Source organism: Rhodococcus tibetensis (assembly GCF_024438035.1).
Taxonomy (GTDB): Bacteria; Actinomycetota; Actinomycetes; order Mycobacteriales; family Mycobacteriaceae; genus Rhodococcus_F; species Rhodococcus_F tibetensis.
In genome coordinates this window covers 59082-79827 of the sequence record NZ_JANFQF010000008.1, presented here as the reverse complement: position 1 = coordinate 79827, position 20746 = coordinate 59082, and the positions used below count along the sequence as shown (strand labels likewise).

Here is a 20746-nt window from a genome sequence, read left to right as displayed (position 1 = left end):
CCAGAAAGCAGGCACCACTCCCGTGAATCTCCCCGTCGCCGAGCTGCACATGCATATCGAGGGGTCGCTCGAACCCGAGCTGATCTTCGGTCTCGCCGAACGCAACGCGGTGCCCCTGCCGTACGCCGACCTGGACGATCTGCGTTCGCGGTACGAGTTCACCGATCTGCAGTCGTTTCTCGACCTCTACTTCGCCAACATGCAGGTACTGCGGACAGCCCAGGATTTCGCCGACCTCACCCGCGCCTATTTCGCACGGGCGGCGACGGCAGGTGTGGCACACGTCGAGTTCTTCTTCAATCCCCAGGCGCACGTCAATCGTGGTGTGCCGCTGACCGAAGTTCTCGACGGAATCATGGATGCCGTCGCAGGTAGCGAGCGCGAATTCGGGCTCAGTAGTGCCGCAATCGCCGCGATCCTGCGAGACCGCCCGGTCGGCGAGGCGGAAGACGTGTTCTCGGAGATTCTCCGGCTGCAGACTCCGATCGTCGGGCTGGGACTCGATTCGGCGGAGATGGGCAACCCGCCGTCGCTGTTCGAGGACGTCTTCGCCCGCGCCCGCGCGGAAGGGCTGCACGTGGTGGCGCACGCCGGAGAAGAAGGACCGCCGGAATACATCTGGCAGGCGCTCGACCTCCTCGGTGCCGAGCGCATCGACCACGGGGTGCGAGCACTCGAGGACCCGGCGCTCGTAGCGAGGCTGGTGGACGAGGAGATCCCCCTTACCGTGTGCCCGCTGTCCAACGTGCGACTGTGCGTCGTCGACTCCCTCGCCGAGCACCCCCTGCGGACCATGTTGGATGCCGGGCTGGTCGTGACGGTGAATTCCGACGATCCCGCCTACTTCGGCGGATACGTCGACGACAATTTCGCCCAGTTGCGCGATCAGCTCGGATTGACGGACGCCGAACGGGACACGTTGGCCCGCAATTCGATCACGGCCTCGTTCGCGAGCGCAGCACGCAAGGCGGAACTCCTCCGGGGCTGACGTTCAATCGGTCAGCCCGGCGTCGCCGAGACTCGTGACGGCCGCCAGCACGTCGCGATCGCGGCCGAACGGGCCTACCACGCAGAGCCCAACCGGGATCCCGTCGTCCGTGCGCAACGGCACCGTCGCAGAGGGGAGGCCGGAGATCGTCGCCAACGAGGTGAGCATTCCAGTGGTACGCATGATGTTCCGGAAGCGATCGCCGCTCGGGTCGTTCTGCCGCGGCGGCGCCGCCGAGGAGGTCGCGGGCAGCACGAGCAGGCTGTGACCGATGAAGCCGGTGATGGTGTCGGACGCCTCGGCCAGCACTCTCATCTGACGGGCGTACGTCGATTCCCAGATGCGCCCTGCGGCGACGAAATTGCGCCGCGGTTCGTCACTGAGCGAGGTGATCGCCTGCCCGATCCACTCGCCGTGCAGCCGCCACGCCTCGTAACCCTGCACGTCCGTGACGGCGTCGTACCAGTCGGGCAGCCGGCCGATGTCCGTGTCGGTCCGCATCAGCCGCGGCAGGCTGCTCTTCTCCCAGGCGGCAAGTGCGCGGCGGACCGCAGCGAGGACTCCGGCGTCGGCGACGGCATTGATGCCGTCCGAACTCAGCGCCGTACCGAAGGGGCGCTCCGCGGTGAGCGGAAGGAGCACACCCGAGACGGCGGCGAGGGTCTCGATGTCGCTGCACACCCACGCCGGGGTGTCGAACGTCGGGCACAGGGGGAGAAGGCCCTCGGTGGACACGGCGCCGCGCGACGGCGAGAATCCGTACAGGCCCTGGTACGAGGCGGGGATGCGGACGGAACCGGTGGTGTCGACCCCGAGCCCGATGTCGGCCTCGCCCCGAGCGACCGCGCTGGCTGCCCCCGACGTTGCCCCGCCGGGCAAGCGGTCTTCTGCCCGCGGATTGGCCGGCGTCCCGAACTGCTGGTTCACACCCGAATGGCCGTAACCGAGATCGTCGGTCTGGGCTAGTCCCACGACCTCGGCGCCGTGATCGAGAAGGCGTGCCACCGTTGCGGCGGTGGTGTTTTCGACGGGCGCCCCAGCCAGCCATCGTCCACTGCCGGCCCCGATCTGCTGGCCGGAGACCGCGTACAGGTCGGTGACGGCCACCCGTAGTCCGGCGAGCTCTCCGTCACCGGTCCGCGCGACCAGCGGAGCACCCTGCAGACGCCACGTCGCCTTGTCCGTGGGCACGACCTCCGAGGTGCCCGCCTTCGGGTCGAAGAGGCTGCCGTCGGGCAGTGGGGGGACCTCCGGGTCGTGGAGGCGTTCCCCGCACGCGCCGAGCAGGGTGGCGCCGAGCGCTGCCGCTCCGGAGGCTCCGGCAACGCGAAGAAATGCGCGACGATCGAAAGATCGACTGGGGGGCACCTAGACCACGTTAGCGACCGAGGACCCGGCGCAGGTACGCGTTGCCGAACATTCGCGCAGGATCGTACTTTTCGCGCGCAGAGACGAACTTGGCGAAGTCGGGGTAGGTGTTGCGCAGGTCGTCGGCTGTGCGGCTGTGCATCTTGCCCCAGTGCGGGCGGCCGTCGACGGCGCGGGCAATGGCCTCGACCGCCGCGAAGTAGGGCTCGTGGTCGCGGCGGTGGTACTGATGGACGGCGATGTACGCGGTGTTCCGGCCGTTCGCCGTCGACAGCCACACGTCGTCCGCGGCGGCGAACCGCACCTCTACGGGGAACGCCACCGTGAAACCGGAACTCTCGACCCACGAATCGATGGCCGCGAGGGCTTCCGGTAGCGCCTCGGTGGGAACGGCATACTCCATTTCACGGAACCTCACCCGGCGCTGTGAAGCGAAGACGCTATAACTCCGATCCGTGTACTCGCGGGTCCCGAGTACGCGGCAGGAGAGCTGGTTGATCTTCGGGATCGCCGACGGCGCAAGAGTGGCCACCCGGTTGATGCCCTCGAAGACGACATTGGTGAGAACCTCGTCGTCGAGGTAGGCGCGGAGGGGATGGACGGGCGATATCGGCGTGTCACCCGGCAACCGGGTGTTGCGCTTGGTGAGCACCCGGCGAGTGTGAGGAAACCAGTAGAACTCGAAATGGTCCACCGTGGTGCGGTCGTGGTCGAGCCGATCGAGTGTCGAGTCCAGGGAGCCTGGCGCTTCGACGGCGTGCATCACGTAGTGTGCGACGCACTCGAGAGTGACTTTGGAGATGATCCCCACAGCGCCGAGACCCAGGCGCGCAGCCTCGAAGAGATCGGGATTCTCAGCCGGGGAACACTCGACGATCGAACCGTCCGCCAGCACCACTTGCAGAGCACGGACTTGAGTGGCGAGGCCGCCGAATCGCGCTCCGGTGCCGTGGGTGCCGGTCGAGAGGGCCCCTGCCAGCGATTGCACATCGATGTCACCGAGATTGATCATGGCCAGGCCGCGGTACCAGAGTTGTTCGTTCAGCTCGTGCAATCGGGTGCCCGCGAATACGGTGACGAGCGCACTTGCCCGATCGTGGAATGTCACGGAGTCGATTCCGCTCAGATTGTCGAGGCTGACGAGAATTCCGTCGGTGACCGCGACCCCGGTGAACGAATGTGCAGCTCCCACCGCCTTCACGCGCAAACCACGCTCCGCGGCCTCGGACACCAGGGCGCTCAGCTCGTCGACGGAACGGGGCGTCGCGAAGCGATACGGGCTCGCCGATTCGGTACCCGCCCAGTTGTGCCACGTGTCCTGTCCCATTCGCTCATCATGAACCTGGACGCTCGTCCAGGCAAATGACGGCTCCTCGCAACCCCCGTGTTGTCCGATGCCGGTAGCGGCTCAGGTCCTACGATCAGAGAATGCTGAACAGGCTCCCCGCGGACGAACGTCGCGCTCAACTCGTCGAATCAGCCCTCTCCATCGCGGAGCAGCGCGGCGTCGCTTCGGTCACGGTTCGAGCCGTGGCGGAGGAGGCCGGCGTGTCACTCGGAGTAGTGCACTACTGCTTCGAAAGCAAGGAAGAGCTGCTCGCCGCGATGGGGGAGAGCCTGGTGCTGCAGCTCAGCGAATCGATGAGGCTGGCTTTCGGTCAGGTTCGGCACGCGCCGGACCTCCGGGGCGCCGCGGGATTGCGTGAACTTCTCCACATCGGGATCAGCGGGATGTGGCCGATTGTCGAGGCCACGCCCGACCGGCAGCTGCTCACCTACGAGATCACCGCTCAGGCACTCCGCCACCGCGCCTCCGGAAGTGAGCGTGCGGGCGATATTGCAGGTCAGCAATACCGGACGATGGACGAGGAGGCCATCGAGTTCCTGGCGGAGTGCGCCCGAATCGCCGATGTCGGCTGGGCCACCCCCGTCGAGACGATCGCGCGTTTCGGTCTGGCCATGCTGGACGGGTTGGTGCTGCGGTGGCTCGTCGACCGCGACAGCGAGGCCATGATCGCGGCGCTCGACGACCTGGTGCACATCATCGCCTCGAAGGCCGTCGAGCAGTCCTGATGCCGGAGGCATGACTGGCCCGCGCAATCTGGACAATCGTCCAACTCGGTGGTTCACTGACCATACAGGTCGGCCTCCGCTGCAAACGATTGGACGAACCGTGACCCCCACGCTCGACCGCCTCATCGCCTCCACCACCGAGGTCGATCCGCCGTTGGCCGCGGTCGACCTCGCCACGCTCCGCTCCAACGCGGTGGATCTCGTGCGGCGCGCCGAGGGCACCCCGGTTCGCGTCGCAAGTAAGTCGGTACGGTGCCGCGCCGTCCTCGAGGTCGCGCTCGGTGGAAACCTCACGGCAGGCAACGGGTTCCGCGGAATCATGACGTACTCGTTGCGTGAAGCCATCTGGCTCGCCCGCTCCGGCGCCCAGGACATCCTCATGGGGTATCCGACCGCAGACCGCGGTGCGCTCGCCGAACTGGCGTCCGACCCGGTTCTCCTCGAGCGGATCACACTGATGGTCGACAGCGACGAGCACCTCGACGTCATCACCGCCGCAGCCGGCTCCGTGCCCGCCAGACTGTGCATCGACGTGGACGCCTCTCTGCGCCTCGGTCCCGTGCACATCGGTGTGCGCCGGTCACCGCTGCGCACTCCGTCGCAGGTCGCCGGTGTCGCGGTGCGCGCGGACCAGCGTGGATTCGCCGTCGTCGGGGTGATGTTCTACGAGGCACAGATCGCCGGGTTGCCCGACTCCAGCCCACCCGTGCAATGGATGAAACGTGCTTCGGCCAACGAACTCACCACCCGTCGCGGCGCCGTCGTGGATGCGGTGCAGGCGGTTGTGGGGGTCCTCGAGATCGTCAACAGCGGAGGCACCGGTTCCCTGGAGGTGAGCTCGGCAGACCCGGTGGTCACCGAGGTGACCGCAGGATCGGGTCTGTACGTTCCGACGTTGTTCGATCGGTACCGGTCATTCCGACCGCATCCGGCCCTGTACTTCGCCCTGCCCGCGGTTCGTCGACCCACGCCCGCCATCGCGACCCTGTTCGGCGGCGGCTACATCGCGTCGGGACCCGCAGGCTCCGCCCGCGTGCCGAGGCCGGCGTGGCCGACCGGGCTGAAGTTACTCCGCAACGAAGGCGCCGGGGAGGTGCAGACACCGGTGACGGGAAGCGCCGCACGGTCACTCGCCGTCGGCGACCGCGTGTGGTTCCGGCACGCGAAGGCGGGTGAATTGTGCGAACGGTTCCACGAGGTGCATCTCGTGGAGTCGGACGGCTCCCGCACCGTGGCACCCACCTATCGCGGCGAAGGTCAGTGCTTCGGCTGATCCGTGCACAGGCGCATGAATGCGCCCAGTTCCGTCAACCCTTCCGGCGTACTAGGCATGTACTGCGTCAGCGATTCCGATCGAACGATGATGGCAGCCCACTTTCCGCGGGAGACGGCCACATTCATCCGGTTGCGGGACAGCAGGAACGACATGCCGCGTGGCACGTCCTCGATCGCGGACGCCGTCATCGAGACGATGGCAACAGCGGCTTCGCGCCCCTGGAACTTGTCGACCGTTCCCACCTCGACCTTGTCGAGTCCCACCGCTGCGAGATCCCGCTCGATGAGCGCCACCTGCGCGTTGTACGGTGCCACCACCAGGAGGTCGGACTCGTCGAGTGGGCGCGTGCCGTCGAACTCGCTGGGATCGGTCCAGCCGGACCCGAGCAGCTTGGTGACCCGATTGACCACTTCCCTCGATTCCTCGGGTGATTGGGTCGCGTTGCCCTGATGATCGACGACGACGGTGTGTACTCCCGGTTCCATGCCTTCGAGTCTTCGTGCGGTGCTTGCCGTTTCCTGCGACCGAAGCTTCCCGTCATACGACAGCACCGACACCGGTGCGCACAACTGCGGGTGCATCCGCCACGTGCGTTCGAGGAAGTACCCCCGGCTCGGGGGCAGCGCGCCGTGCCCCTCGGCGAGCCACCCCAGCGCGGACGTGTCCACGGGCTCGGGATGAGTGCCCTGGCTGACCTGGGGAAGTTGCTGGGGGTCACCGAGAAGCAGGAGGTTGCGGGCAGCGCCCCCGACTGCGATGGTATTGGCCAGCGCGAATTGTCCGGCCTCGTCGATCACCAGAAGGTCGAGACTTCCGGGTGGAACACGATCGGTGTTTGCGAAATCCCAGGCCGTTCCGCCGATCACGCACCCAGTGGTCTCCGCCTCGGCGATGAATCCGGGATAGTCGGAGGAACCGATATCCGTCCAGGTTGCCGCGCGGTGGCGTCCATCCTTCTTCGCGACCAGTTCCGCAGGCACGCCAGCTTTGACGATACCCCCGAGCATGTTCTCGATGACCGAATGTGACTGCGCCACGACCCCGACCCGCCAGTGGTGCTCCTCGACGAGCGCCTTGATCACGCGGGCACCGGTGTAGGTCTTGCCGGTGCCCGGCGGCCCCTGGACGGCAACGTAGGAATTGTCGAGGTCGAGGAGTGCCGCGGTGATGGCGGCCGCGTAGTCGGTGCCCTGCACTGGTGCAAGTGCTCGTCCGCTCCTGGTCCGGGGGTCGAAGCGGCGGAGAATATCTGCCGACGCGCACAGTGGAAGCTCGGGCAGGGCCATGCACATCGTGTCGGCCGCGGACGCGATGGCCGACTCGATACGGTCAGTGGTAATCGGCGGACCAGGAGTGATCGCCACCGGAAGTTCGACATACTCCTCACCGCCCAGAAGTTCCTCGACCGTCACGACGTCGCGGCGACGCTCGTCCTTCGCGACGTCGAGCACGTTGACGGTGCACGTTCCCCTCTGCTGAGGATTGTCGCCGGCGACAGCCTCGGGTGCGGGAGTGTCGTACAACGCGTACATCGTAGTCTTGGGGCCGACGGTGCTGCCGGTCCCGAAACGTCCGGTGAGCTGGAGGCGTCGACGCAGCTTGCGTTGCCGCGGAGTGCTTTTGTGCCACGTCTCCTCGACGACGGCCGAGGAGACCACCAGAACGTCCCGAACGTCCGACAACTCGTCGGCGGGGACGACGAGACGGTCGAAGTGCGCCCACCAGAACGGCTTCCGCTCTCGACGGTGGTAACCGACTGCGGCTGCCATGAGGGCGGCCGCCTGCTCGTCGTGCCCGCGGGTGTCACTGGGCCCGAGACCGGCGAACTGCCGCAACATCGATTCGGCCGGCGTCGACTCGTCCGCTGCGGCAGAGGATGTGGCGCCCGGCGGCCGGAGCGCCACACCGTGTGTCTCGGCCTGTGCCAGCAACCAGTTCCGTAGTCTCAGTGTGGAATCGCAGTCGTACTCGTTGTAGTCGGCGATGCCCTGCAGTAGGGCGCGGGCCTCTTCGAGTCGGCCGTTGTCGCGGTAATCGCAGTAGTCGGCGTAGGCGACCACGGACGCTGCGGCATTGGTGACATCGCCGTCGCGCGGTTGCTCGGGCATGTACAGCGGTTCGAGCTTTTTGATGCTGTACGAACGTTCACCGATGCGTAGGGCAGCGCGCACCACGGGATACAGGTCCACGAGGACGTTGTCGCGCAGCAGGTTGTCGACGCACTCCTCACCGACTCCGTGGCGTCCCGCCAGTCGCAGCAACGCCGATTTCTCATAGGCGGCGTAATGGTAGATGTGCATGTCGGGGTAGCGGGCGCGCCGATCCATGACGTAGTCGAGAAAATCGACGAGGGCCTGACGTTCCTCGGCGCGGTTATGTGCCCAGAAGGGCCGGAACACCGGAGCGGCGGCCCGATCCGTCGATGGGGGACCCTCGATCACACCGAAGAGGTACTCGAGACCCCAGTCGGAGGAGCCGTTCTCGGCCCACAGCGGGTCTCCCTCGAAGTCGAAGAAGATATCCCCGTCGTCGGGTGCCGGCAACCCGCCGAGAGCCCCCGCCGAGAACAGCTCGAATTCGGGTGTTCCCGACGACTCCTGCCGCAGCTGCAGCGCGGCCTGCGCGCGGAGCGAGTCGAGACTGCGCTCGGCAAGACCGTCGACGTTGCCCGAGTGCGCGGCAAGCGCGTCGATGGTGCCGATACCGCCCGCGATCAGCCGACTCCGCTGCGTCGAGCGCATCCCGGCCACGAGGAGGAGGTCGCGGTGCCCCTCCACTTCCGGTGCGCAGGTGTCGCACCGGCCGCATGCCGTGTACCGGGGGTCGCCCCACCCGATGAGCGAGCGCTCGTCGCGGTGTTCGTCGAGTATCCGTTCGAGGGCGGACCGGCGGGCCGAGTACACCGGCATGATGTCACCGAGGGAGTACGACGAGTCGCTGTCGTCACCCAGCAACAGGTGCACCTCCGGGGAGGCAGGAATGCCGTTGCGCTCCAGGGCATCCGCGTACGCGGCCAGCTGCAGGAGGGCCGACACCTTGGCGTGGCGGGAAAGTTTGGTGTCGTAGACGGCGTACGTGTCACCGTTGCGGACGAGGAAATCACAGAAGCCCAGGAAGCGGCCGTCGAAGAACGTCCCCTGGTACACGACGTCGGCGCCGCCGCGGATCGCCTCCACGGTGGCCAGGTTCGCGTCGAACAGACCCACCGCGGTGTACTCGGGACGGTCCATCGTGACCACCCCTACGCCGTACTCGGCGCGGAACTGCTCGAGCCGGCGGTGTTCGTGAGCATCGCCCAGACTCGACATCCGTCGCAGCATCGGATCGTCGTCGACCGACGTGGCGGCGGAACCTGCCCCGGCGAGCCCGAGCGTGGCGTCCAACCGGCGCAGCAACGCGAACTCGCAGGTGGCGGCCGCGGAGAGGTCGCTGGCGCTGTAGACGATGGTGTCGTCGAGGAGGAACACAGCTACGTTCCCAGTTCTGCCGGTGAGTTCACGCGCCCGATTGTGCCATCGGGGTGCGACAGGCCCAGAATGGCAGCCATGCCCTTCTTCGACGGCCACTGCGGACGAGTCCACTACCGGCACTGGAGCGCGGTGGGAGGACCCGTCGCCCAGCTGGTGTTTCTCCACGGCATGGGGCAGCACACGGGTCATTACCACCGATTTGCGCGCGGACTGACGCCCGCCGGAATCGGGGTGTGGGGAATCGACCAGGCCGGTCACGGATTATCCGAAGGCGACCATCCGGGATCCGTGGCGGATCTGGCGGCGGACGCCGCGCTCCTCACCGGCCTCGCCGGCAGGCATGCGCCGGACGTTCCGCTCGTGCTCATGGGGCATTCGCTCGGTGCTGCGGTCTCGCTGAAACTTCTCGCGTCCGGTGATTCCGGTTTCCGGTGCGCGATTCTGTGCGGGACACCGAAGACCGCCGCCGTGCAGCAGACGGCGGACGCGCTGGGGTCACTCGGGATACCGCTGCTCGCGGTTCACGGCGTCGACGACCGCATCGCACCGATCGACCCCGTCCGGGACTGGGCGGCGGGGATCACAGGCCTCGAATTCCGGGAGTTCGACGATGCCGGACACGACCTGCTTCACGAGAAGGTCCACGCCACCGTGACCGCGGTGGTCCGCGACTTCATCCTGGACGCTGCGCGGCCGTGAGTGTTCGAGGAGTCTCTGCACTCCTCGAACACTCACGGGCGGCGGAGCCGCTTACGCGTAGATGGCCTCGATGGCCGCGCCGTGCTCCTTGTGGATGACGTTGCGCTTGAGCTTCAGCGTGGGTGTGAGCTCGCCGGTCTCCTGCGCGAAGTCGACCTCCAGGATCCGGTACTTCTTGATCTGCTCCGGGCTGGATACCTTCTTGTTGCCCTCTGCCACGGCCTCGTCGATCTCGGCGACCAGGTCGGGGTTCTTGACCAGTTCGGACACCGGGGTGTCGGCGGCCAGCCCGTGACGTTCCTTCCAACCGGGAAGGGTTTCGGCGTCGAGGGTGATGAGCGCCCCGATGAATGGCTTACCGTCGCCGACGACGAGGCACTGGCTGATCAGCGGATGAGCGCGCAGAGCGTCCTCGAGGACCGCCGGCGCCACGTTCTTGCCGCCCGCAGTGACGATGATTTCCTTCTTGCGGCCGGTGATCGAGATGAATCCCTTTTCGTCGATCGACCCCAGGTCGCCCGTGTGGAACCAGCCGTCGCGGATCGAGTCGGCGGTGGCCTGGTCGTTGTGCCAGTACCCGCTGAAGACGACGGGTCCCTTGACGAGCAGCTCGCCGTCTTCCCCGATCTTCGCGGCGTGGCCGTCGATCGGCTTGCCGACCGTGCCGACCTTCTGCGCGGACGTGGTGTTCACGGAGATGGCGGCGCTGGTCTCGGTGAGACCGTAACCCTCGTACACCGGAATGCCGACGCCGCGGAAGAAGTGGCCGAGCCGGGAGCCCAGAGCGGCGCCACCGGAGACGGCGCGGTCGCATTCGCCACCCAGCGCGGTGCGCAGCTTCGAATAGACGAGCTTGTCGAACAGCGCATGCTTGAGCTTGAGTCCGAAGCCGGCGCCGCCCTTGTCCTGAGCCTCGCTGTACGCGATAGCGGTGGCGGACGCCTTCTCGAAAATGCTGCCCTTGCCGCCGTCGTACGCCTTCTGCTTCGCCGAGTTGTAGACCTTCTCGAACACGCGGGGAACCGACAGGATGAAGTGCGGCTTGAACGCGGCGAACTGGTCGAGCAGCGTCGTCAGGTCCGCGGTGTGTGCGACGGTGACCTTCGCGTCGAATGCGCCGAACGAGATGGCGCGGGCGAAGACGTGCGCGAGCGGCAGGAACATCAGGGTGCGGCGGCCCGCGTACATCGCGTCGGAGAGCGCCACCTTGACGGCAGCGGACTCGGCGTAGAAGTTGGCGTGCGTCAACTGCACGCCCTTGGGCCGGCCTGTGGTGCCCGACGTGTAGATGAGGGTGGCGGGCGAAGACGCGCGCACCTGGTGACGACGTTCGTGCAACTGCTCGTCCGTGACGCTCTCGCCACGCTTCGTCAGCTCGTCGATGGCCCCGGATTCGATCTGCAGGACCTCACGCAGATCCGCGGCCTCGTCGGTGACGACCTGCATTGCCTGCGCATGTTTGGCGTTCTCGACGACGAGCAGCGACGTGCCGGAATCCTCGAGGATCCACTTGGCCTGATCGGGCGCGGACGTCTCGTAGATGGCGACGGTGCAACCGCCGGCCGTCCAGATGGCGTAGTCGATGACAACCCACTCGTAGCGGGTCGCGGACAGGATTGCGACACGGTCACCGAGTTCGATACCGGAAGCGATGAGACCCTTCGCGACAGCAGAGACCTGCTCCGCGAACTCAGCGGCGGTGACGTCCGTCCAGCCGCCGTTACCGGGACGCTTGAAAGGTATGAACTTCGGATCCTCCTCGGCGTGACGGAAGACCGAGTCGGCCATAGAGGCGTCCTCCGGAATTGAGAACGACTGCGGTACCGAAAACTCTCGCACTATGACCCCTCCACTGAAACAACATGATGGATGTGCATTCGATCACATTTGTCCGAGTTTCGCACTAGCGCCGATGTCCGTTTTGGGTAAGTTGCTTCTGACCTGCGAGAATATGTGTAACTGCGCGTGAACTGGTAGCTACGCGACGTCTTCGAGGCGGCGCGAATTGGCTGCCAGCCACCGCCGGATCGCGTAGTCGAGCTGGTCGGGGTCGACCCCGAGTTCGGTAGCCGTGGCCTCGAGAATCTCCTCCGCAGCACCGGCATCCGTCGCCTCGGAGATGCCGAGAGCGCCGTTGATGAAGACCTCCGCCACCCGGTTCGGTCGTACACCGGGGATTCCGGCGAGCATCAGGAAATGCGCCCAGGTGACGTCGCTGTGCTCACCGCACACGTCGACCCAGGCCTGATGGATCTGCTCCAGTGCAGCCTCGTCACGAGCGGCCTCGAGAAGGTCGTCGATGCTGTTGACGCGGAGTTGGTGCAGTCGCTCGGCCGCCTGCTGGATGTGACGTGCCTCGATCGGCACACCCGTTGCGGTGTAGCGGCGCTTGTACGAACCGACCTTGCCGGCCCACTGATCCGAACTGCCCGCTTCCTCGAATGTGCGGAGCAGATCGCGTGCACCGTCGGTGAGGGGCCGTCCGGCGTCAGCCCTGCGGTATGCCAGGTAACGGTCGACGACAGCAACCTCGCTGTGCCCTGCGCTCGATTGCACGGACTCGATGATGCACAGGGCAAGGCTGTGCCGATAGACATCCGAGGTGACCCAGCCCGACGGATCACCGAGCCGGTCGCGACAGGCGGCGACGACGGTTTCGACGGTATCGGCAGAGACGGTCACGAGATCCTCCAAAGGCAGTCTGTTCTGTGCTCTGTCCGGTGTATCGACCGTGACTGCGCGAACGTTGCACTGTGGCTGAGATTTACTCGAGAACGACTGTCATATGGTGGCGAGCAGGTCTGTGACCTCGCTGTCTGCGAGCTGGTGGAAGTCGTCGTAGGCGTTGCCCACGCCGCCCAGGTCGAATGGTGTGTATGGGCAAACCACCTCGTCGGCCGTGACGCACAAGCGGCGGACCGCCTCGGGAGCGGCAACCGGCACCGCGACGACGATGCGCGCCGCCCCTGACTTCTTCACGAATTGGCACGCCACCGCAGCCGTCGCACCGGTAGCCATACCGTCGTCGACGATGACGGCCGTGCGTCCTCGGATCGGGATGCCGTTCCTGCCGCCACGGAGCACCTGCGCGCGACGCTCGAGTTCCCTGCGTTCCTTCGCCTCGACCATCGCGAGTGCTGTCTTGCTGACCCGGGCGATACGGAGGACGTCGTCGTTGACAACTCGGGCGTCTCCTTCGCCGATCGCGCCCATAGCGAGTTCGGGCTGCCAGGGGACGCCGAGTTTGCGTACGAGAACGACGTCGAGTGGTGCGGCGAGCGCCGCAGCGACCTCGAAGGCGACGGGAACGCCGCCGCGCGGCAGGCCCAGAACCACCAGGTCGCTTCCGCGTAGATGTTCAAGGGAGGCGGCCAGCCGACGACCGGCATCCGCCCGACTGGTGTACTGCATCGAACGCTCCGAAATCGGGAAGAACGGTTCGCCTTCGAAACTACTCCACTTCCGGGCGGGGAAGTACAGGTCAGATCTCGGTGACGGTGAACCGCCGCAGCGCAAGTGCGGGATTCTTCCGGCGGACCTCGGTGATCCGTTCCGCGGTCACCGTGGCAATCGCCGTGCCCACGCGTTCCCCGAGCGCCGCGACGGTCACTCCCATGGGATCGACGATCATGCTGGCTCCAGCGCCCGTGCGCGCACTCTGGTCGGCCGCGGCCACATAGATGGTGTTCTCGATGGCCCGTGCGCGCACGAGCGTCGACCAATGGTCCTCCTTCAGCGGTCCCGGAACCCACTGCGCGGGCAGGAGCAGGACGTCGGTGCCTGCGTCGACGATGCGGCGGGTGACCTCCGGGAACCGGAGGTCGTAGCAGGTCTGCATCCCGAAGGTGAGACCGTCCACGGCGAACGTCTCGGGGGCCGCGATCCCGCCCGCGCGGATCACCTCCGATTCCTTGTATCCGAAGGCGTCGTAGAGGTGCAGCTTGCGGTAGGTGGCGAGGACGTCGCCCGTCGGACCCAGCGCCACCAGGGTGTTGGAGATGTGGTCGTCGCCGGGCAGCGACTCGTTGACGCCGGCCACCAGATGTATCTGTAGTTCGGCGGCCGTCTCGGCCAGCGCAGTCACGAATTTCCCGTCCAGCCCCTCCGCCGACTCGACGAGTCTGTGATCCGTCCGCGGAGCCGTGAACATCGCATACTCCGGGGCGACGACCACCTGTGCACCGCGACTCGACGCCTCGGTTGCGAGCCGGCGGAGGGTGCTCGCATTCTCCTGCTTGTCCTGACCGGGGGCGAACTGGATGACGGCGACATCGACCATGGCGTCCACGCTAGGCGACGACAGGGCACGGGTGTCGCCCGTGCCGGTGGCCGCGTATTTACGCGGCATGGCGCGGCGGTGTCGAGGCGTGCACTAAACTGCTGGTCAATGAGTGATATCGAACGTGAACCCGAACCGCCCACTTTTGCCGACCTCGACATCGATGATCGGGTCTTGAAGGCACTGTCCGATGTGGGCTACGAGTCGCCCTCGCCCATCCAGGCAGCCACCATCCCGCCTCTGCTCGCAGGTAACGACGTCGTCGGACTGGCCCAGACCGGTACCGGCAAGACTGCCGCGTTCGCGGTTCCGATCATCTCCCGGATCGACCTCACCCAGAAGTCGCCGCAGGCCCTGGTACTCGCGCCGACGCGTGAGCTGGCTCTGCAGGTCGCAGAAGCATTCGGCAAGTACGCCACCCACATTCCCGGCCTCCACGTTCTGCCCATCTACGGCGGCCAGAGCTACGGCGTCCAGTTGTCCGGGCTGCGCCGCGGCGCCCATGTCGTCGTCGGTACTCCCGGCCGGGTCATCGACCACCTGGAAAAGGGCACACTCGACCTGTCCAAGCTGGCGTACCTCGTCCTCGACGAGGCCGACGAGATGCTGAAGATGGGCTTCCAGGAAGACGTCGAACGCATCCTGTCCGATACCCCGGAACAGAAGCAGGTGGCGTTGTTCTCGGCCACCATGCCGGGTGCGATCCGCAAGATCTCCAAGCAGTACCTGCACGATCCGATCGAGATCACGGTGAAGTCGAAGACGTCCACCGCGTCCAACATCTCGCAGCGGTATGTGCAGGTGGCACATCAGCGCAAGCTCGACGCTCTGACCCGGGTCCTCGAGGTGGAGTCGTTCGAGGCCATGATCATCTTCGTGCGCACCAAACAGGCCACGGAAGACCTCGCCGAACGTTTGCGCGCTCGCGGTTTCTCCGCTGCCGCAATCAACGGCGACATCGTGCAGGCGCAGCGTGAGCGGACCATCGGCCAGCTGAAGAGCGGTGCCCTCGACATCCTCGTCGCCACCGACGTCGCTGCGCGCGGTCTGGACGTCGACCGCATCTCGCACGTGGTCAACTACGACATCCCGCACGACACGGAGTCGTACGTGCACCGCATCGGCCGCACCGGGCGCGCAGGGCGTGCCGGCGAGGCTCTGCTGTTCGTCGCACCCCGCGAACGGCACCTTCTCAAGGCGATCGAGAAGGCAACCCGCCAGCCGCTGGCCGAAATGCAGCTTCCGAGTGTCGACGACGTCAACGCACAGCGCGTCGCGAAGTTCGGCGACTCCATCACCGAGAGTCTCAGTTCCGACAACCTCGCGTTGTTCCGCAAGATGATCGAGGACTACGAGCAGGAGCACGACGTGCCGCTCGCCGACATCGCAGCAGCGCTCGCGGTGCAGTCCCGCGACGGTGACGCATTCCTGATGTCGCCGGAACCGCCTCCCGCCCCCCGTCGCGAGCGGGAACCGCGCGAACCGAGGGAACGTCCGGCACGTCGTTTCGATGACGGCCCGCCCACCCGGTCGCGCGGTCCGGAGGGTCAGGAACTTGCCACCTACCGCATTGCGGTGGGGAAGCGGCATCGCGTTGCGCCGGGAGCGATCGTGGGCGCCATCGCCAACGAGGGCGGGCTGCGGCGCAGCGATTTCGGGCACATCAGCATCCGGCCGGATCACAGTCTGGTGGAACTGCCCGCAGACCTGTCGCGGGAAACACTCGAGGCGCTGCGGCGCACCCGGATCTCAGGTGTGCTGATCCAGCTTCAGCCCGACTCCGGCCCGCCGTCCGGGAGGCCCGGCCGGGGCGATCGTGAGGGCGGTAGGTTCCAGCGCGACCGCGACAGCAGGAAAAAGCCGCGCGAGTAGTACCCGCGCGGCTCGTCGACGAGAAGGGCCCTGCCGAGCCCCCGGACATTACGCCGGGGGAGCGGGAGCCGGCGCCGGCTGATCGGCCGCGTCAGCGGGAAGCGGACCCTGGGCGGGGACGAGGAACGTCCCGACGGTGGGCAGTACGTAGCAGGTGGCGCCGGTGTAGCCGACGGTGCCGAAGATCGACGCGACGACGGTGCCCGGGCCGGTGGTCACTACCTTCGACAACGAGGGGTAGCCGCCCTCGGTGACGCCGTCGAGCGGCAGGATGCCGCTGGCGCCGGTGTTGGTGTTGATCCACGCGACGGTGAGCCCGGACGACTGCACGACCCCGGGATAGGCGGAGAGCGCCTGGAAGCTGATGTCCGCGGCGACGGGGTCGGTGGTTCCCGAGGCGAGGGTGAGCGTGACCGGGGCGACGGTTCCGCAGCCCACTGTCGGTGCCGTGTAGAGGAAGGGTGTGTGCGTCCCCGCCACGTCCCGAAGCGCCGTGGACGAGGCCAGCGCCGCAACTGCGACCTGCTCACCGGGCTTGTCCGCCTGGGCGCGCAATTCCGCCAGTCCGGGGACTCTCGGTGTCGCGGGCTGGGCTGACGCCGTTCCCGACAGACCGATAGTCGCCGCAATCCCGACCGTTGCTGCCGCGAACATGCGCCGCATTCCGCTCACACCGTCCACCTGAACTCCTCGTCGTCGTTCCGCGGGCAGCTCTGCAGCGCCGCCCGAGCGGTGAATCTACCCGAGCGGCGCCGAGTCGTCAGGACCAGGCAGTGCCGGCCAGGCTATCCGCCCGCGCACCGTCGATGGACTGGCGGATGATGTCGGCGTGCCCGGCGTGGCGGGCCATCTCCTCGAGTTGGTGGACCAGCATGAAGCGGACGGTGAAGACGACACCGGTCGCCATCCATTGCGCCACGTCGGCGGGTAGGTGAACGTTTCTTCCCAGGTCGGGTTCGGTGGCGACCGCAGCTTCCGTCGCTCGCCCGGCGTCGTCGAGCCGGGCAAGGAGTACGTCGACGGTCTCGTCCTCGGACACGTTCCAGGCCGCCATCCAGGCGGCAACGGGGTCGTCCTCCGCTGCGCGCGGCGTTCCCAGGATGCGGGCAGTCATCGATTCCTCCCCGTCGATCACGTGTTTGAGGAGAGAAGACAGACTCATCTCGCTCGCGCTGGGCACGCTGCGCGCCTGCTCCTCGGTCAGACCTGACAAGGCGTTGCGGAAAGCCGTCCGCTGATGCCCCAGCAGAAGCAACAGCAGGCTGCGCTCGTCGGAAATGTCGTTGTGCGTTGTCTCGTTCATGAACCCAGTCTCGCGCTGATAGAGGACATTTTCTGTCCGCATTTGCCTCGGAGTCCCGGGAATCTGATGACGTCCGAGCGGGGGACGCCACCGCACGCGTTCCGAGCGCGTCCGGCTGCCCCGCCCTACGATCGAGAAAGTGTCCGAGGAACTTCGCGGTTCCTGTGATCGAGTCGCATACCGAGGTGCTAATGCCCCTGGAAGAACCGTCGCCCTCCGTCAATGCCGAGCCGGAACACGATCTGGAGGGCCATATAGTCGAGGCGCGGTCCGAAGATTTCTCCCATGCCCGGGAACTGACGGTGGACCACGAGTGGTTCAAGACCGCAGTGTTCTACGAGGTTCTGGTCCGCGCCTTCTACGATTCTTCCGGAGACGGCACGGGCGATCTCGAGGGCCTGACATCGAAGCTCGATTATCTGTCCTGGCTCGGTGTCGACTGCCTGTGGTTGCCGCCCTTCTACGACTCCCCGTTGCGTGACGGCGGCTACGACATTCGTGACTTCCGCGCTGTACTACCGGAATTCGGTACCGTCGAGGATTTCGTTCACCTTTTCGACGAGGCGCACCGGCGCGGGATCAGGGTCATCACGGACCTCGTCATGAACCACACGTCGGACACGCACGCATGGTTCCAGGAGTCGCGGAGCGACCCCGACGGCCCATACGGCGACTTCTACGTGTGGTCCGACACCGACGAGGGGTATCCGGACGCGCGAATCATCTTCGTCGACACCGAGACGTCCAACTGGACGTGGGATCCGGTGCGCAAGCAGTACTACTGGCATCGCTTCTTCTCCCACCAGCCCGATCTGAACTACGACAACCCCGAAGTTCAGGACGCCATGATCGACGTGCTCCGGTTCTGGCTCGACCTCGGAATCGACGGATTCCGGTTGGACGCCGTCCCCTACCTCTTCGAGCGAGAGGGCACCAACTGCGAGAATCTGCCCGAGACGCATGCGTTCCTGAAGAAGTGCCGTGCCGTGATGGATGCCGAGTACCCCGGCCGCGCACTGCTCGCCGAGGCGAACCAGTGGCCCTCCGATGTGGTCGAGTACTTCGGTGAACCGGATGTCGGCGACGAATGCCACATGGCGTTTCACTTCCCTCTGATGCCGCGGATCTTCATGGCAGTGCGGCGGCAGAACCGCTTCCCGATTTCGGAGATCCTGGCGCAGACACCGCCGATTCCCAGTTCGTGCCAGTGGGGAATCTTCCTGCGGAACCATGACGAGTTGACGCTCGAGATGGTGTCCGACGAGGAGCGCGACTACATGTATGCCGAATACGCACAGGACCCGAGGATGAAGGCGAACATCGGTATTCGCCGTCGTCTCGCGCCTCTGCTCGAGAACGATCGCAACCAGCTCGAGCTCTTCACGGCGCTCCTGCTCAGCCTGCCGGGCTCTCCCGTCCTGTATTACGGCGACGAGATCGGTATGGGCGACAATATCTGGCTGGGCGATCGGGACTCCGTCCGTACCCCCATGCAGTGGACCCCCGACCGCAACGCCGGGTTCTCCCGGGCGGATCCGGCCCGGATGTATCTGCCGGTCATCATGGACCCCACGTACGGATATCAGTCGGTGAACGTCGAGGCGCAGATGAACTCGACCAACAGCCTGCTCCACTGGACGCGGCGAATGATCCAGGTCCGGAAGCAGCATCCGGCGTTCGGTACCGCATCGTTCACAGAACTGGGCAGCGCCAACCCCGCCGTGCTGTCGTATGTGCGGGAGACGCCGCCGAGCCCGGAACGGGCATATGCGGATGTCATTCTGTGTGTCAACAACCTGTCGAGGTATCCGCAGGCCGTCATCCTCGACTTGTCGCAGTACTCCGGTCGTATCCCGGTGGAACTCACCGGATCGGTTCCGTTCCCACCGATCACGGACGACGGGTACATGGTCACCTTGCCGGGGCACGGCTTCTTCTGGTTTGCCCTGCAACCCGATCCACGGGACGACGGAACTACGGACCGTCACCCGGTGAGCAGCGAGGCAGAACAGGCGGTACAGCCGTGAATCAACCGATCAACACGATCCCCGACGACATCCTCGAGGCGCAACTCGCGCAGTGGCTGCCAGAGCGCCGCTGGTTCGCGGCCAAGGGGAACACCATCGCCGGTGTCCGGATCCTGCTGCGGCAGCCCCTCGCCGGTATGCCGGGGTTCACAGCCGATCACCTTCTGGTGTCGGTCGACTTCGAGAGCGGACCGCCGCAGGTCTATCAGGTGCCGCTCGGTTTCCGCAGTCACCTTCCCGACGACCTCGTGCCCTGGGCATTACCTGCACCCGAAGGAAGCGGCGAGCAGGAGTGGTTCGCCTACGACGGCCTGCACGACGCCGAGGTGATCGATCTCTACGCAGAACGGCTCGCGTCGCCGCAGGGATCGGGGCCGATCCGGCTCCGGAGCGCTCCCGGAAGCGTCATCGAATCCGGTCTGCGGGGACGAACACTCGGCGTCGAACAGTCGAATACGTCTGTCGTACTCGGTGACAAGCTGCTGATGAAGATCTTTCGGCTCGTGACGCCGGGGACGAACCCGGACGTGGAGATGCACCGGGTACTGGGTGAGGCGGGCAGCGAGTACGTGGCCACCTTGCGCGCATGGATCGAATCCGACGTGGGAGGCATCGAAACGACCCTGGCGATGGTCCAGGACTTCGCGGCCAATTCTGCGGACGGGTGGACCATGGCACTCGGTAGCGTGCGTGACCTTCTGATGGAGGCGGATCTCCGCGCCGACGAGGTGGGGACCGACTTCGCAGGGGAGTCGTACCGGATGGGTGCTGCGGTCGCCGAGGTGCACGCCACCCTCGCGCAGGCGCTCGGTACCGAGGACAAGGCGGCGACGTCCACGACGGTGGCGGCGATGTTGCGCAGGCTCGAAGCGGCCGGCGCCATCGTACCCGAGTTGGCGGAGGTGGCACCGGCCGTCCGCGAACGGTTCGCGGAAGCCGAGACACTGGGTAGCATCACCGTGCAGCGGATCCATGGCGACCTCCATCTCGGCCAGGTGCTTCGAACGCCCGAACGGTGGTTGCTCATAGACTTCGAGGGCGAGCCCGCCAAGACACTGGCCGAGCGCCGCGAACCGGACAGCAGCCTGCGCGACGTCGCGGGCATGCTGCGTTCCTTCGACTACGCCGCGCACCATCTGCTCGCCGACTCCGTGACGGAAGCGGCAGCGTCGCAGCGCGAGTTCCGCGCACGTGAGTGGGCCCACCGCAACGGAACAGCCTTCTGCGAGGGATATGCCTCGGTGTCGGGTACCGACCCACGGTCCTCATCGGTCCTGCTCCGCGCCTACGAACTGGACAAGGCAGTCTACGAAGTGGTGTACGAAGCCCGGAACCGGCCGCGGTGGATCTCGTTGCCCCTCGAGGCGATCCGCCGACTGACCGCGTAGCCG

The 20746-nt window shown here is 66.3% G+C and carries 16 protein-coding genes; 7 read left to right on the top strand and 9 right to left on the bottom strand.

Annotated features, from left to right (window positions below; genetic code table 11):
• The first annotated feature begins 22 nt into the window (after positions 1-22).
• Positions 23-988, top strand: coding sequence for an adenosine deaminase (locus NOF53_RS11495; protein WP_255968299.1), 966 nt, complete (start codon positions 23-25; stop codon positions 986-988).
• A 3-nt stretch (positions 989-991) separates the two neighbouring features.
• On the opposite strand, the gene NOF53_RS11490 is transcribed toward NOF53_RS11495, so the two are convergent.
• Positions 992-2356 carry an amidase family protein gene (locus NOF53_RS11490; protein ID WP_255968297.1) on the bottom strand — a complete coding sequence of 455 codons (1365 nt, stop codon included), beginning with the start codon at positions 2354-2356 and terminating at the stop codon, positions 992-994.
• Positions 2357-2366: 10 nt separating this feature from the next.
• A complete protein-coding gene (locus NOF53_RS11485) occupies positions 2367-3683 on the bottom strand; it encodes a D-arabinono-1,4-lactone oxidase (protein WP_255968295.1) in 1317 nt (438 codons plus the stop codon).
• A gap of 101 nt (positions 3684-3784) precedes the next feature.
• On the opposite strand from NOF53_RS11485, the gene NOF53_RS11480 reads away from it, so the two are divergent.
• Together NOF53_RS11480 and NOF53_RS11475 are read left to right on the top strand one after the other, a co-directional pair.
• Positions 3785-4429 (top strand): TetR/AcrR family transcriptional regulator, encoded by a 645-nt coding sequence (locus tag NOF53_RS11480; protein ID WP_255968293.1) that lies wholly within the window; start codon positions 3785-3787, stop codon positions 4427-4429.
• Between the two features lie 100 nt (positions 4430-4529).
• Positions 4530-5702, top strand: a complete 1173-nt coding sequence (locus NOF53_RS11475) for an amino acid deaminase/aldolase (protein ID WP_255968292.1) — start codon at positions 4530-4532, stop codon at positions 5700-5702.
• On the opposite strand, the gene NOF53_RS11470 is transcribed toward NOF53_RS11475, so the two are convergent.
• Entirely contained in the window at positions 5687-9172 is a 3486-nt protein-coding gene (locus NOF53_RS11470; protein ID WP_255968290.1) for a TM0106 family RecB-like putative nuclease, read from the bottom strand. The two genes, NOF53_RS11475 and NOF53_RS11470, sit on opposite strands and share 16 nt — an antisense overlap.
• 78 nt (positions 9173-9250) lie before the next feature.
• Here NOF53_RS11470 and NOF53_RS11465 point away from each other — a divergent pair, with 78 nt between their 5' ends.
• Positions 9251-9874, top strand: coding sequence for an alpha/beta hydrolase (locus tag NOF53_RS11465; RefSeq protein ID WP_255968288.1), 624 nt, complete (start codon positions 9251-9253; stop codon positions 9872-9874).
• Between the two features lie 51 nt (positions 9875-9925).
• On the opposite strand, the gene NOF53_RS11460 is transcribed toward NOF53_RS11465, so the two are convergent.
• The 4 genes from NOF53_RS11460 to NOF53_RS11445 all read right to left on the bottom strand — a co-directional run bounded on the left by NOF53_RS11460 (position 9926) and on the right by NOF53_RS11445 (position 14153).
• The gene (locus tag NOF53_RS11460) at positions 9926-11713 is read right to left on the bottom strand and encodes an AMP-dependent synthetase/ligase (protein WP_255968287.1); all 1788 of its coding nucleotides are present in this window, start codon (positions 11711-11713) and stop codon (positions 9926-9928) included.
• A gap of 138 nt (positions 11714-11851) precedes the next feature.
• Positions 11852-12556, bottom strand: a complete 705-nt coding sequence (locus NOF53_RS11455; RefSeq protein WP_255968285.1) for a DUF8548 family protein — start codon at positions 12554-12556, stop codon at positions 11852-11854.
• 99 nt (positions 12557-12655) lie between these two features.
• Positions 12656-13285 (bottom strand): phosphoribosyltransferase, encoded by a 630-nt coding sequence (locus NOF53_RS11450; RefSeq protein ID WP_255968283.1) that lies wholly within the window; start codon positions 13283-13285, stop codon positions 12656-12658.
• 70 nt (positions 13286-13355) lie between these two features.
• The gene (locus NOF53_RS11445; RefSeq protein ID WP_255968618.1) at positions 13356-14153 is read right to left on the bottom strand and encodes a carbon-nitrogen hydrolase family protein; all 798 of its coding nucleotides are present in this window, start codon (positions 14151-14153) and stop codon (positions 13356-13358) included.
• Positions 14154-14261: 108 nt separating this feature from the next.
• On the opposite strand from NOF53_RS11445, the gene NOF53_RS11440 reads away from it, so the two are divergent.
• The gene (locus NOF53_RS11440) at positions 14262-16025 is read left to right on the top strand and encodes a DEAD/DEAH box helicase (protein ID WP_255968281.1); all 1764 of its coding nucleotides are present in this window, start codon (positions 14262-14264) and stop codon (positions 16023-16025) included.
• A gap of 48 nt (positions 16026-16073) precedes the next feature.
• Here the strand turns inward: NOF53_RS11440 and NOF53_RS11435 are convergent, their stop codons facing one another.
• Positions 16074-16697, bottom strand: a complete 624-nt coding sequence (locus tag NOF53_RS11435; protein WP_308213812.1) for a hypothetical protein — start codon at positions 16695-16697, stop codon at positions 16074-16076.
• A gap of 88 nt (positions 16698-16785) precedes the next feature.
• Complete coding sequence (locus NOF53_RS11430; protein WP_255968277.1) at positions 16786-17328, bottom strand: mycothiol transferase; 543 nt, start codon at positions 17326-17328, stop codon at positions 16786-16788.
• A 191-nt stretch (positions 17329-17519) separates the two neighbouring features.
• Here NOF53_RS11430 and treS point away from each other — a divergent pair, with 191 nt between their 5' ends.
• Together treS and NOF53_RS11420 are read left to right on the top strand one after the other, a co-directional pair.
• Complete coding sequence (gene treS / locus NOF53_RS11425; protein ID WP_255968275.1) at positions 17520-19355, top strand: maltose alpha-D-glucosyltransferase; 1836 nt, start codon at positions 17520-17522, stop codon at positions 19353-19355.
• On the top strand, positions 19352-20743 hold the full coding sequence (locus NOF53_RS11420; protein WP_255968273.1) for a maltokinase N-terminal cap-like domain-containing protein: 1392 nt from the start codon (positions 19352-19354) through the stop codon (positions 20741-20743). Before treS ends, NOF53_RS11420 begins: the two co-directional genes overlap by 4 nt.
• The last annotated feature ends 3 nt before the right edge of the window (positions 20744-20746 follow it).